A 12,264-nucleotide genomic window follows, 5' to 3' on the forward strand; every position below is an offset into this window, starting at 1 on the left:
ATAACACAAAAAAGAACAATGAAAAAGTTATTTTTAGTCCCTGTAGTAGCAGGAGCAGTTTTTATCGCTGCATGCGGTGGCAGCCAGACAAAGGAAGAATCCGCTGAAACGGCCGAAACGGCAACCGAACAGCCAGCTGCCCCTGCGGCAAACATCCCTGGCTTGGATACGGTAGCTGTGAGCAATGAATTGGCCTTAGAGGGAAATGACCTGATGAAATATAACAAGACCCTTTTCAGGGTCAAAGCCGGCCAACCGGTAAAGCTTACCTTCCACAACGCAGGTGAAATGCCCAAAGAATCTATGGGACATAATGTCGTAATCCTTCAGCCGGGTACTGATTTGCCTGCTTTCGGTGGCGAAGCCATCAAAGCGCCGGACGCAGAATATATCCCCGCGACTTTCGCATCTTCCATCATCGCCCATACCAAACTATTGGGACCTGGAGAAACCGATACCATCGAGTTTACGCTGGAAGCAGGGGTGTATCCCTTTTTATGCAGCTTCCCCGGCCACTATGGCGTCATGCAAGGAAAAATCGTTGCGGAATAATGTAAACGACTCTATAACAAAAAAGACAGTCAGACGGCTGTCTTTTTTGTTATTCGCTTTTCTGCCCCAGTAGAATTATATGTACCTTTGAATTATCGAATTGACTAATTTCATCACATGCAATACGACGTCATTGTAGTCGGTAGCGGGCCCGGTGGTTATGTGGCCGCTATCCGTTGCGCGCAACTAGGCTTGAAAACAGCCGTTATCGAAAAATATAATACGTTTGGCGGCACCTGCCTTAATGTGGGATGTATTCCCTCAAAGGCCCTATTGGATTCGTCCGAACATTACCACAATGCTGCCACGCACTTCGGCTCCCATGGCATCAACCTGAGTAACCTCCAGGTAGACATGAAGCAGATGATAGCGCGGAAGGACGATGTCATTGCCCAAAATGTATCCGGCATTGAATTTTTGTTCAAAAAGAATAAAATAGACAGCTTCATTGGTGTGGGTTCTTTTGTAGACAAAAACACTGTCAAGGTGACGAAGAGCGATGGCTCTTCGGAGCAAATCACAGGTCAAAACGTGATTATCGCCACCGGATCAAAACCCACCGCATTGCCGTTTCTCCCGGTAGATAAAAAACGAATCATTACCTCTACCGAGGCGTTGACACTTAAGGAGGTGCCCAATCACCTCATCGTCATCGGGGGCGGGGTCATCGGGCTGGAGCTTGGCTCGGTCTACGCCCGCTTGGGAGCCAAAGTATCGGTTGTGGAATACGAAAAATCCATCATTCCGACAATGGACGGTGGCTTAGGCAAGGAGTTGCAACGGGTATTAAAGAAATCCCTTGGCATGGAGTTTTTCCTCGGGCATAAAGTCACTGGTGCCACAGCCAAGGGCAAGAAGGTGACCGTCACGGCGGAAGACTCCAAAGGAGAAGCCGTGAAATGGGAAGGCGACTATTGTATCGTGGCCGTAGGCCGTACGGCCTATACCGAAGGGCTGGGCTTGGAAAATATCGGCATTACCCTGGAAGAGCGCGGCAAAAAAGTACCGGTGAATGAACACCTCGAAACCCCGGTACAAGGCATTTATGCCATCGGCGATGTGATCCGGGGAGCCATGCTTGCCCACAAGGCTGAAGACGAAGGTGTTTTTGTGGCCGAACGCATTGCAGGCCAAAAACCACACGTCGACTATAACCTGATACCCGGCGTCGTATATACTTGGCCTGAGGTAGCCAGCGTAGGGAAAACGGAAGAACAGCTGAAGGCTGCGGGCCAAAAATATAAGACCGGTTCCTTCCCCTTCAAAGCCAGTGGCCGCGCCAAGGCGAGCGGTGACACCGATGGCTTTGTCAAAGTGCTGGCCGACGCCGAAACCGACGAGGTACTGGGCGTGCATATGATAGGCCCACGTGCGGCCGACATGATTGCCGAGGCTACCGTGGCGATGGAATACCGTGCATCCGCAGAGGATATTGCCCGGATCTGCCATGCGCATCCCACGTTTACCGAAGCATTCCGGGAAGCTTCCCTTGCGGCAACGGCCAACAGGGCCATACACATGTAAAAAATCCGTATTGCTGCTGTGCCTGCAAGCACAGCAGCAATATACGAGACATACCTTTCTATAAACCGTGTTATGCAGTGAAAAAAGTTAAATGGTTAAAATTTTACTGATAATACGCATATGAATTTCCATACACGTAAATGGGTCAAACCGGAAGATCTCAATCCCAACGGGACGTTGTTTGGGGGCACGTTGCTTCGGTGGATCGATGAGGAAGCGGTGATTTATGCCATTGTGCAATTAGGCAACCCGCATGTCGTGACCAAGTTTATTTCCGAAATCAATTTTGTAAGTTCAGCCAAGCAGGGCGACATCATTGAACTGGGTATCACCGCCACGCATTTCGGCCGCACATCGATTACGCTCACCTGCCAGGTACGTAATAAAATCACACGCAAAAGCATCCTGACGATAGACAAGCTGGTATTTGTGAATCTCGACCTGGATGGCAATCCGACTCCCCATGGGAAAACGGAAATCACATATGCTTTTGCAGGTGATCGGCCCTAGCCGTGCATTTCATCCTTCAGTTTTCTTTCGACAAAAAATGGTGCAAAAGGGATAATCGATGCAAAAAGGAAAAGGGCCACGCGACGCCAGTTCCATCGATATTTCGAAGCGCATGCCCACAACAGGTATACATAGGCGATGAAAAGCAGGCCATGCGCCATGCCGATATACTGAACACCAAGTACCGCCCACGCATAAGTAGTGGTGCGCTTTAATACGGAGAACGTAAGCAATACAATTAATGAAAGCCCCTCAATGAGGGCAACATTGCGAAACCAGGACAGCGCTTGTTTAGTTGTGCTCATGACGAATAATTTGCTGGTGCAAGTATAGGCAATTATCCAATGTGCATGGGATTACTTAAAAAGGGTTTGACGGAAATGTGACGATGGAACCCACCTACAGCTTATCAAAAAAATATGTAAGTTTGTAGCCACCGTATTTTGATTGGACAACGCAAAGTGAATCAATCTCAAGAAACAATTAACTATATGAACTACGACATCATTGTAATCGGGAGCGGACCAGGTGGTTATGTAGCAGCCATCAGGGCTTCCCAACTTGGTTTTAAAACCGCTATTGTAGAGCGGGAATCCTTGGGTGGCATCTGCCTCAATTGGGGATGTATCCCCACCAAGGCGCTACTCAAGAGCGCCCAGGTATTTGAGTACCTTAATCATGCGGAAGAATACGGCATCAAAGTAAATGGCGGCGAGGCCGATTTCGGTGCCATTATCAAACGTAGCCGTGGTGTTGCCGACGGGATGAGCAAAGGCATCCAGTTCCTGATGAAAAAGAATAAGATTGACGTGATCACGGGTGTTGCCAAAATCAAGAAAGGCGGCAAGGTGGAGGTCAAAGATGCTGAGGGTGCGACAAAGGAGTACAGTGCAAAACATACCATATTGGCTACCGGCGCACGTTCGCGCGAGCTGCCCAACCTGAAGCAAGATGGCAAACGGATTATTGGGTACCGCCAGGCCATGAATCTTGAAAAACAGCCCAAATCTTTGGTGGTCGTCGGATCCGGGGCCATCGGTGTCGAGTTTGCTTACTTTTACAATGCCATCGGCACCAAGGTGACCATCGTGGAATTCCTTGACCGCATCGTGCCCGTAGAAGACGAAGAAATATCCAAACAATTGGAGCGTAGCTTGAAGAAGGCCGGCATTACGGTGCTCACCAATGCAGAAGTCCAATCCGTAGATACTTCCGGCGAACTCAGCAAGGTGCAAGTCAAAACGGCAAAAGGTACCGAAACCATCGAAGCCGAAACCGTGCTTTCCGCAGTGGGTATTACCCCAAATATTGAAAACATCGGATTGGAAGAAGTAGGGGTCAAAACGGAAAAGGGCCGTGTGGTGGTAGATGATTTCTATAAAACCAACATCGCCGGTATTTATGCCATTGGCGATATCGTGAAAGGCCAGGCATTGGCGCACGTAGCCTCCGCTGAGGGCATTACTTGTGTTGAAAAAATAAAAGGGCTGGATGTATCGCCCATCAATTATAACAACATACCGGGCTGTACTTATTGCTCGCCCGAAATTGCGTCTGTAGGCTATACCGAAAAAGCGGCCAAGGACGCCGGTTATGAAATCAAAGTGGGCAAATTTCCATTTTCAGCATCTGGCAAAGCCAGCGCCGCCGGCGCGAAGGATGGCTTTGTAAAGGTCATCTTCGATGCCAAATACGGTGAGTTTCTGGGAGCCCATATGATTGGCTCCAACGTCACCGAAATGATTGCCGAGGTGGTTGTGGCCCGCAAGCTGGAGACCACGGGACACGAAATCATCAAATCGGTGCACCCGCACCCCACCATGAGCGAAGCCATTATGGAAGCTGCCGCTGATGCGTATGGTGAAGTGATCCATCTATAACAGGAGTCCGGAGACCGACGATGGAAGTTTAAATTTCCATCGTCGGTCTCCGGATCTCAGTCTAATCAGCTGAACTTAACAAAAATGTAACAGCAAAAAAACCGCCGAATTGTTTACCTAAGCTAAAACAATTATTATATTTGCCATTACACTACCTAAAAATAAGATGGCAACAAAATTCCTAAGTATCCCCAGTGTTATTGAGCGGCATGACAAACCCTTAACGCAGCTCACGTCTGCCCTGGAGAAACGCATTCAACTATTTGAAGGCGATGGTGGTTTTTTGGTAGGCGACTTGGCACTATCCCAAGGGCATGTTCCCTACCGCAACATCAACAGCTCTCCTTCCGACATGGATTATCAATTGCTGGCCAAAACGGGGTTACTCTTGGCCTCCGGGGCTAAATCCGGCGAATTGGTGGTGACTACGGGCTTCCCTTCGGCAGTCTACGAGCTGTTCAGACAACAAGCGGAGAAGTTCTTTGCCGTGCGTGACGTCATTACCGAGTACAATAGCGACACCCTAAATGGTGGCGGCAGGAGCCGTGTACAACTAACTATCTCCCATTTGGAGGTCATGTCTGAAATTATGGGCTGTATCAATGCGGTTCGAAAAGGACCGTTGGCAGACAATGGCAATTTCTTCATTGTAAGCTTGGGCTATGGCACCTGTGAAACGGCTTTAAGCACAGCTGAAGGCCCCATCGCGCGGACATGCGTGAGCGTTCCGGGACTTCGGCATGCTGTCAATACGCTCTATGACGAGTTGAGTGCCAGCTATTACCTCTCCATGAAAAACGAACACATGATCAATCAGAGTTTCCAGCGTGGGGATATGGTCATCGGTCGAAAGCGCATGAGCCTGCTCGGCGCAAGGAACAGCCATTTGGCGAGCTATTACGATGAAGTACTATCGCCAGCGATGCGGAAAGCTTTTACAGACACTGACTTCGAAAAAACCAACCGGTTGTATTTGGTTGGCGGCGGTGCAAAATATCCCGAATTGGTCGCGCATTTCAAGCAGGAATTTGACGGTGTACTTGACGTCATCGTTCCCGAAGGCGCTGACAATTTTGCCGCATTGGGGTACTACTTACGGTCGGCCCTATGGTGTGGCCCCAATCACATCGAACGTGCGGTAGGGCTCGATATCGGCAATGCATATACCGTTATTTCTACCCATGAGGCTGAAAAACCCGTGGCCAAACAAGAAGAGGTATCGGCATTCCTGGAAGATTGAAGGAAAGGTCAGGCTTGATTGATCAGGCTTGATTTGAAGACAATCTTTACAGGATCGGTGCGTTCGGGGGTTTGGATGAGCTCAAAGAGCAGCTCTGCGGCTTTTCTCCCCTGATCGCCAGGAAATTGTTCGATAGAAGCCATGGGCGGGTTTTCCATATACTTCCAAAGGGGGTAATTGGCATAGCTGATAAAATGGATATCCTGGTTGAGTGTAAGGCCCCGTTGGCGAACGATCATCATCACATCCAACGCCACATAATCGTTAAAGGAGACTACGGCAGATGGTCGGTCAGGCAGCGCAAGCAGTTGCAAAATAGCGGATTCGTTTCCTTCGGACGTCAGATCGGTATTCACGACGTATTCTTCCCGGAATGGGATATTGCATTTCTCCAGCCCTTTGCAGTATGCATTTCTACGTTCGATGCTGGCAGGCAACCGTGCGGGTCCATTAATGAGGGATATCGCATGATGGCCACAGGAGACGAACATATCGATAGCTTCCAACATGCCTGTTTCCAGATCGCTCACCACGGTATGGATATTATCCAAATCCGGCACACAATCAAAAAAAACGATGGGGATACCGGCGCCTTTCAGCAGCTCGACAAACTGGTAGTCTTGCGTATTTTTACCAATCGACATCAGTACGCCATCTACCCGGTGTGTTTTTAACGTCTGTAAGATACGGAACTCTCGGTCGGCGTCATCAAGTGATTGCCCCATGATAACGGTATAGTTTTTTTCATGGGCTACATTTTCAATTTCGCTGATGGCAGCGGAAAAGAACGGCTCTGACAGGCTCGGCAAGACCACACCTATCGTGAAGGTCTTACGTTGTTTAAAAAAAATGGCGGTCTGATTAGGTTCATAGTTCAACTCCGCTGCAACCTTCTTGACACGCATCGTCGTCACCAAACCGATGCTCGGATGGTCATTCAATGCCCTGGAAACTGTAGAAGGCGATATCTTCAACCGCTTCGCAATCTCCTTTATTGTTGCAGGTTTACCTTCTTTCATCGGATTCAGTTAGTATAAAGCCGGTTTCATGCACAAAGCAAGCGCAATATACTAATAATTTGGAAAAGTACGATTCGGAATCACGGTGCAAAATGATACATTCCTTTGGTCCCGTGCCGATCCAGTACCCTATTGATATGAACGGATGTCCGCTTGGCACTGCTCGTCTGCCCACTTGATTGCAAACCAACACCTTCAGCTGAAAAATGGCCATTGGCAGCATGGTACAGTGCTTCGGCGACCATGTCTTCCTGCACATCTCCAAAATCCCTTGTCAGGTCATCATATACCAGCTTATCCACAGGCATCCCCGAAAAATAGTCGCCCTCCCCTAGTGCATTGAACGTCTGGTACGAAACCGCATATAGATCAACCCCCGATATATTCCAATTAAAATAGCCCACGGGCTTTCCATATGTCAAGTGTTCACCAATAAGTTTGACATCCATATAAGGTTTCAGGTTATTGATGAGCAATTCACTGGCCGAAGCCGTACCTTCAGTCACGAGAAAATAAATCCGCTGAAGATTAAGGGCATTCACCTTATTAAAGTGAACTGGAGAAAAATCCAGGAATACACCTTCGGCTTGCAAAAAGTCCTCAAGCCCGCCGTTTATCTTATTGGTGTACATCAGCCTATTGCCAACAGTCGTCGGCGCCAATAAATTTGATAAATATTCAGCGGTCACTACGGCGCCGCCGCCGTTATAACGGAGGTCTACAATCAACTCTTGGATACCCGCATCCTCAAATTCGGCAACCAGTTGGTCTAATTGATTCTTCACATAGGTGGCATTGCCCCGACTATTGAGGGTAGATATAAAACTATCGAAAGCAAAGTATCCTACCTTCTTGGCACCCACGGTGAATAGCTGATGTGCTGAGATAGGCTGCAACTGATAATTTCCCCTATCGAGGCTGATGGATACTTCCCCGCCGTCCGGTTTACGTAGCGACAGGCTGATGTGTGTATCACTCAATGCATTGAAAAGGAAATCAAGGTTGTCCCGTTCCAACGCTGCAAGCGAAAGATCGCTATTGCCATTGATTTGCAATAGTTGCCACCCCCGTCTTATCCCCGCAGCATAAGCCGGTGAGCCGATATCTACTTTTTTCACGTACAAGCGCTCGTCATCCTGATAGCGTACATCCAAACCAAAACTACCGGCAAGCCCCTGTTGCACCTCGGCATTTACGGTACCCCATCGATCCAAAAAGCTGAACCGATCGTACGGATTGCCCTCATCATCCCGCGCATAGCCCTTGAGCGCTTCTAACACAGCATCGGCGGAATTGTAGCGGCTGGTATTTCCGCGTACATCGGAGAACCAGTCGGGCAAGTCCTCTTGCCACAAATAGATTTGGTAAGTATCCATGTAGACTTGGTCTTTTAACCGATCTTCCTGTGTATCGGTGCGCGCCGGCCGTTCCAATTCGGGCATCACCGTATCCCGGCTACAGCCAACGAACATGCTGCCCAATAACAGCAAGCCTGCAAGGAGTTTAATGGAGGTTATCTTCATCTTGTTTTTATGATCGTCACGTATCGGTTAGGGTCAGCTACGGATTCCAAAACCGTTCAGCATTGATGCTATCAATGCCCAGGGTACCAGCCAATGCGGGCCTGCCGGCAGCATGGATATATAACACATCCTGTACATGCAAGCCGTTGTCGGCTAATAAAAAAGCCAGTGGATCCAGCTGCCGCTTCAAAAGTTCTTCATGGAAATATACGTTTATCACCTTGTCAAGGCCGTCCCATTCCATGTGCTTTAACTTATTCAATTGCATGGTTGGATTACCTTCCGTCAATACAAATAATCGTTTTCCATGCTGGTGCAAAGCCTGCATCATCTCCAGCATGGGTTTATAAAGCAACAACCTCAAGGGCAGCCGTGCCGCCAAATGCAGACTGTCAAAGTGTTCTTTATACTTGTGGTCGATACCAAATGCTTCCGCTGCCCGCTCAAAGATCCCTTCTTCGCCATGATGCGTGTACGCTGTCTTGAAAAAATCGGTCAGATCGCCCGCCGGAGGCGCTGTCTCCGTGTACTCCAGCAAATTGGCAAACAAGTAATATACCTGTAACAAATAATCTTTTCTTGGAAAAAGCACATCATCCAATTCAAACACAACCGCCTTCTTAGCGCTGTCGATATCCGCGTATGTCAGCATATATGGTTTGAATCAAAAACACGGGAATGGTTTAATGATGTCGTGTTCGTTTTAGCGGAATCATTGAGATCGTTTCACTATGTTAATCTGCCACGCAGCACAAAGCCAATTCGTCGCCGGAATCTGCCGGCGAAAAAACACCTGACAGCGTCCCGTATTGGCCAATTGCTTGTTCCTGATCAGCTACCACTGGCCTGCCGTGGTGCAGCAACAGCAAGGGCAGTTGTTTTGGTGGATTTTCAATGATGGCCAGCTCAGCGAGTTCCGTTGGAGAAGGCACGCAAATGGTAATGCCGTATTCCGAAAAAAGTTGCCGCGCTTCCGCCAAGGGATAAAGTTCATCAACGCCAAGCGGAATTAAAATCGCAACATGTTTGTCAAGGCAAGTTTTAAGCATTTCATGTGCAAAGGCGGCCGTGGAGACTTGGGGGATTTTTAGGTAATTGTCCAAACGTAGCAATACCTGCGGCATTTCTTCTGAGGAGCCGAATAATACGTGCTTCCGCTGCCTTTCCGATAGCTGATTGGCCACCCGTTGCGCGAATGGCCGCATACCTTGTGTAATCAACATTTTCCCCGGTTGTTCCATTATCCTTGGTGGGATTCAATCATTCCGTCCTTGATATGCACCGTGCGATCGGCCATGTTCGCCAATTCCTCGTTGTGTGTGACTACAACAAATGTTTGGTTTAATTGATTACGCAATTCAACAAACAATTGGTGTAAGGCCGCAGCATTCTCTGAATCCAAGTTTCCCGACGGTTCATCGGCCAACACAATAGCAGGGTTGTTTACAAGGGCGCGGGCCACGGCTACCCGTTGTTGCTCTCCGCCAGAGAGTTCTCCGGGTTTATGGCCCTTGCGGTGGCTCACGCCCAGCAACTCCAATAGCTCAGAAGCCCTATGTTCCGCCTCCCGTTTACTCACCCGCTTGATAAAGGCCGGAATACAAACGTTTTCCAACGCTGTAAATTCGGGGAGCAGGTGGTGAAACTGGAAAACAAAGCCAATATGCGCATTGCGAAAAGCACTCAATTGCCTGGCATTCAACTTATCGATGGGGGTGCCGTTAATGACGACAGTCCCTTTATCCGGGCGATCCAGTGTTCCGATGATGTGCAATAAGGTACTTTTCCCGGCACCGGAGGCTCCCACGAGGCTGACAATCTCCCCTTTGGCGACGTGCAGGTCTACTCCTTTAAGGATTGCTAATGTACCATACGATTTATAGATGCCCGTTGCATGTAGCATTCCGCGAAGGTAGGAAAATTTCAAGTCAATATGGAAAATGGAAAGGAAACAAAAACAGTGCAGCCGTTATTAAGTTATTTTGGATATCATAAGTATAATCCCTTATGTTTGCATGCGAAAAATAACAACAGCAACAATGCAACAGCTGTCTCCCAAACATCCGCTGACCGTCGCGGGATTACTCATTGCTCTCGGCATCATCTACGGGGATATTGGCACTTCGCCGCTTTATGTTTTCAAGGCAATCATTGGGCAGGATGCCATTACTGCCGACGTGGTCTACGGGGGGCTGTCGTGCATTTTTTGGACACTCACCTTACAAACGACGGTCAAATATGTGATCATCACCCTGCGAGCCGACAACAAGGGCGAGGGTGGTATCCTTTCCCTCTTTTCGCTAGTCCGGAAACAGGGCAGATGGGTCGTATTTCCTGCTATGCTCGGTGGTGCGGCCTTGTTGGCCGACGGCATGATCACGCCAGCCATCACCATCTCGTCCGCCGTGGAAGGGCTGGACATCTTTTATCCAGGTTTGCAGACCGTCCCCATTGTACTGGTCATCGTAGTCGCTCTTTTCTCCCTGCAGCGGTTTGGAACCGCTATCGTGGGACGGATGTTCGGCCCGGTCATGTTTGTCTGGTTTTCCATGCTGGCGGTAATCGGGTTTGCCTATCTAATCGGGAATCCTGCAGTCCTCAAGGCCCTAAGTCCGCATTTTGCCATCCAGACCATCGCCACACATCCCAATGCGCTTTTGATTATCGGCGCCGTGTTTCTCTGTACAACGGGCGCGGAAGCATTGTATTCGGATCTCGGCCATTGTGGGCTGAAGAATATCCGGATTTCCTGGATTTTCGTAAAGGCCTGTTTACTATGCAACTATTTCGGGCAGGGTGTTTGGTTGCTTGAACATGAGGGCGCGCTACTTGGCAGCAGCAATCCGTTTTTCGTAACGATGCCCAAGTGGTTTATACCTTATGGCATTTCCGTGGCAACCATTGCCGCCGTGATTGCCAGCCAAGCCATGATTTCTGGTGCGTTTACCTTGATTTCCGAGGCCGTGCGGCTCAATCTTTGGCCCAAGGTGCGTATTGTGCACCCCAACATGCTAAAAGGGCAGCTCTATGTGCCTTCTGTAAATTGGATATTGTTGCTGGGCTGTATTCTTGTGGTACTGGTATTCCGTGAATCTGCCCGCATGGAGGCGGCCTACGGACTAGCCATCAATATCAGCTTCATCGTGACCACGGCATTGATGACCGCTTTTCTTTTGCAAAAGCGGGTATCCAAATTCCTTGCCTACAGTTTTCTCACCCTGTTCCTGATTATCGAAATCACGTTTTTTATCGGCAATGTATCTAAATTTTCGCATGGTGGGTGGCTTACCCTGCTGATTACGGCAATCGCTTTTTTCCTGATGCTCTGCTGGTGGTGGGCCCGGAAAATTAAAAACAGGCATACCCGCTTTGTAGACGTCGAGCAGTACCTGCCGATTATCTCCGAAATCGGCACAGACAAATCGATACCGTTGTATGCGTCGCAGCTTGTCTACTTGACGAGTGCAAACTTTGATTCGGAAATCGAAGAGAGCATCATCTACTCGATCATAAAAAAGAAACCCAAGCGGGCGGATGTCTATTGGCTGGTACACGTGGATGTAACCGATGCTCCATACACTGGTGAGTATGAAGTCATGCAATTGGTGCCGGGGAAATTAATTCGGATAGATTTCAGGCTGGGATTCCGTGATGAACAACGTATCAGCGTCTTGTTTCGGGAAGTTGTGGAAAACCTCGTCGCCAATGGGGAAGTAGACATCAAAAGCAATTTTGACACGCTCCGTAAACACAAGATTGACGGTGATTTCCGCTTTGTGGTGCTGGAGCGCATCTTGTCCAATACCTCCGAGCTTAATTTCGTAGAACGGATCATACTGGACATCTATAGCATGCTGCGGATGTTCAGCTTATCGGAAGAGCGCGGATTTGGCCTTGACTCCAGCTTCGTAACCATTGAGCGGGTACCGCTGATGGTGCCTTCACAGTCCAAGCGTGGAAAGCTAAAAAGGATTAAATAGATCCCTGTTTTTTGGCTATTTTCCTTGACCGTTCTC

12 protein-coding genes are annotated in these 12,264 nt (G+C 48.8%); 6 read left to right on the forward strand and 6 right to left on the reverse strand.

Translation table 11 applies throughout. From position 1 onward, the window contains the following. Positions 1-18: 18 nt before the first annotated feature. The 3 genes from BMW65_RS06305 (at position 19) to BMW65_RS06315 (ending at position 2,586) form a co-directional block, all read left to right on the forward strand. Complete coding sequence (locus BMW65_RS06305; protein WP_090603709.1) at positions 19-552, forward strand: plastocyanin/azurin family copper-binding protein; 534 nt, start codon at positions 19-21, stop codon at positions 550-552. Positions 553-669: 117 nt separating this feature from the next. Further along, positions 670-2,076, forward strand: coding sequence for a dihydrolipoyl dehydrogenase (gene lpdA / locus BMW65_RS06310; protein WP_090603711.1), 1,407 nt, complete (start codon positions 670-672; stop codon positions 2,074-2,076). Between the two features lie 120 nt (positions 2,077-2,196). Continuing rightward, complete coding sequence (locus BMW65_RS06315; RefSeq protein WP_090603713.1) at positions 2,197-2,586, forward strand: acyl-CoA thioesterase; 390 nt, start codon at positions 2,197-2,199, stop codon at positions 2,584-2,586. Here the strand turns inward: BMW65_RS06315 and BMW65_RS06320 are convergent. Then, positions 2,583-2,891: a DUF3817 domain-containing protein gene (locus tag BMW65_RS06320; RefSeq protein ID WP_090603716.1), complete on the reverse strand. Its 309-nt coding sequence runs from the start codon at positions 2,889-2,891 to the stop codon at positions 2,583-2,585. The two genes, BMW65_RS06315 and BMW65_RS06320, sit on opposite strands and share 4 nt — an antisense overlap. Before the next feature lie 186 nt (positions 2,892-3,077). On the opposite strand from BMW65_RS06320, the gene lpdA (BMW65_RS06325) reads away from it, so the two are divergent. Both lpdA (BMW65_RS06325) and BMW65_RS06330 read left to right on the forward strand, forming a co-directional pair. After that, positions 3,078-4,466 (forward strand): dihydrolipoyl dehydrogenase, encoded by a 1,389-nt coding sequence (gene lpdA / locus BMW65_RS06325; protein ID WP_090604282.1) that lies wholly within the window; start codon positions 3,078-3,080, stop codon positions 4,464-4,466. 166 nt (positions 4,467-4,632) lie between these two features. After that, positions 4,633-5,706, forward strand: a complete 1,074-nt coding sequence (locus BMW65_RS06330) for an acetate and sugar kinases/Hsc70/actin family protein (protein ID WP_090603718.1) — start codon at positions 4,633-4,635, stop codon at positions 5,704-5,706. 8 nt (positions 5,707-5,714) lie between these two features. Here the strand turns inward: BMW65_RS06330 and BMW65_RS06335 are convergent, their stop codons facing one another. From BMW65_RS06335 to BMW65_RS06355, 5 genes are all read right to left on the reverse strand, one after another. Then, positions 5,715-6,725 carry a LacI family DNA-binding transcriptional regulator gene (locus BMW65_RS06335; protein ID WP_090603719.1) on the reverse strand — a complete coding sequence of 337 codons (1,011 nt, stop codon included), beginning with the start codon at positions 6,723-6,725 and terminating at the stop codon, positions 5,715-5,717. An 80-nt stretch (positions 6,726-6,805) separates the two neighbouring features. Continuing rightward, positions 6,806-8,248, reverse strand: coding sequence for a S41 family peptidase (locus tag BMW65_RS06340; protein WP_090603721.1), 1,443 nt, complete (start codon positions 8,246-8,248; stop codon positions 6,806-6,808). Positions 8,249-8,285: 37 nt separating this feature from the next. Beyond that, positions 8,286-8,900 (reverse strand): HAD family hydrolase, encoded by a 615-nt coding sequence (locus BMW65_RS06345; protein ID WP_090603723.1) that lies wholly within the window; start codon positions 8,898-8,900, stop codon positions 8,286-8,288. Between the two features lie 82 nt (positions 8,901-8,982). Then, the gene (locus tag BMW65_RS06350) at positions 8,983-9,471 is read right to left on the reverse strand and encodes an ATP-grasp domain-containing protein (RefSeq protein ID WP_143053828.1); all 489 of its coding nucleotides are present in this window, start codon (positions 9,469-9,471) and stop codon (positions 8,983-8,985) included. Between the two features lie 17 nt (positions 9,472-9,488). Further along, the gene (locus BMW65_RS06355; RefSeq protein WP_090604284.1) at positions 9,489-10,151 is read right to left on the reverse strand and encodes an ABC transporter ATP-binding protein; all 663 of its coding nucleotides are present in this window, start codon (positions 10,149-10,151) and stop codon (positions 9,489-9,491) included. A gap of 136 nt (positions 10,152-10,287) precedes the next feature. Here BMW65_RS06355 and BMW65_RS06360 point away from each other — a divergent pair, with 136 nt between their 5' ends. Next, positions 10,288-12,228 (forward strand): KUP/HAK/KT family potassium transporter, encoded by a 1,941-nt coding sequence (locus BMW65_RS06360; RefSeq protein ID WP_090603727.1) that lies wholly within the window; start codon positions 10,288-10,290, stop codon positions 12,226-12,228. The last annotated feature ends 36 nt before the right edge of the window (positions 12,229-12,264 follow it).

Origin of the sequence: Parapedobacter koreensis (assembly GCF_900109365.1) — a bacterium.
GTDB classification, from domain to species: Bacteria; Bacteroidota; Bacteroidia; order Sphingobacteriales; family Sphingobacteriaceae; genus Parapedobacter; species Parapedobacter koreensis.

What these genes read in the sequence shown, in the direction of transcription:
- lpdA (WP_090604282.1), top strand. Translation starts at nt 3,078, where the DNA reads ATGAACTACGACATCATTGTAATCGGGAGCGGACCAGGTGGTTATGTA.
- BMW65_RS06305 (WP_090603709.1), top strand. Translation starts at nt 19, where the DNA reads ATGAAAAAGTTATTTTTAGTCCCTGTAGTAGCAGGAGCAGTTTTTATC.
- BMW65_RS06350 (WP_143053828.1), bottom strand. Translation starts at nt 9,471, where the DNA reads ATGTTGATTACACAAGGTATGCGGCCATTCGCGCAACGGGTGGCCAAT.
- BMW65_RS06335 (WP_090603719.1), bottom strand. Translation starts at nt 6,725, where the DNA reads ATGAAAGAAGGTAAACCTGCAACAATAAAGGAGATTGCGAAGCGGTTG.
- BMW65_RS06360 (WP_090603727.1), top strand. Translation starts at nt 10,288, where the DNA reads ATGCAACAGCTGTCTCCCAAACATCCGCTGACCGTCGCGGGATTACTC.
- BMW65_RS06355 (WP_090604284.1), bottom strand. Translation starts at nt 10,151, where the DNA reads ATGCTACATGCAACGGGCATCTATAAATCGTATGGTACATTAGCAATC.
- BMW65_RS06345 (WP_090603723.1), bottom strand. Translation starts at nt 8,900, where the DNA reads ATGCTGACATACGCGGATATCGACAGCGCTAAGAAGGCGGTTGTGTTT.
- BMW65_RS06340 (WP_090603721.1), bottom strand. Translation starts at nt 8,248, where the DNA reads ATGAAGATAACCTCCATTAAACTCCTTGCAGGCTTGCTGTTATTGGGC.
- BMW65_RS06330 (WP_090603718.1), top strand. Translation starts at nt 4,633, where the DNA reads ATGGCAACAAAATTCCTAAGTATCCCCAGTGTTATTGAGCGGCATGAC.
- BMW65_RS06320 (WP_090603716.1), bottom strand. Translation starts at nt 2,891, where the DNA reads ATGAGCACAACTAAACAAGCGCTGTCCTGGTTTCGCAATGTTGCCCTC.
- BMW65_RS06315 (WP_090603713.1), top strand. Translation starts at nt 2,197, where the DNA reads ATGAATTTCCATACACGTAAATGGGTCAAACCGGAAGATCTCAATCCC.
- lpdA (WP_090603711.1), top strand. Translation starts at nt 670, where the DNA reads ATGCAATACGACGTCATTGTAGTCGGTAGCGGGCCCGGTGGTTATGTG.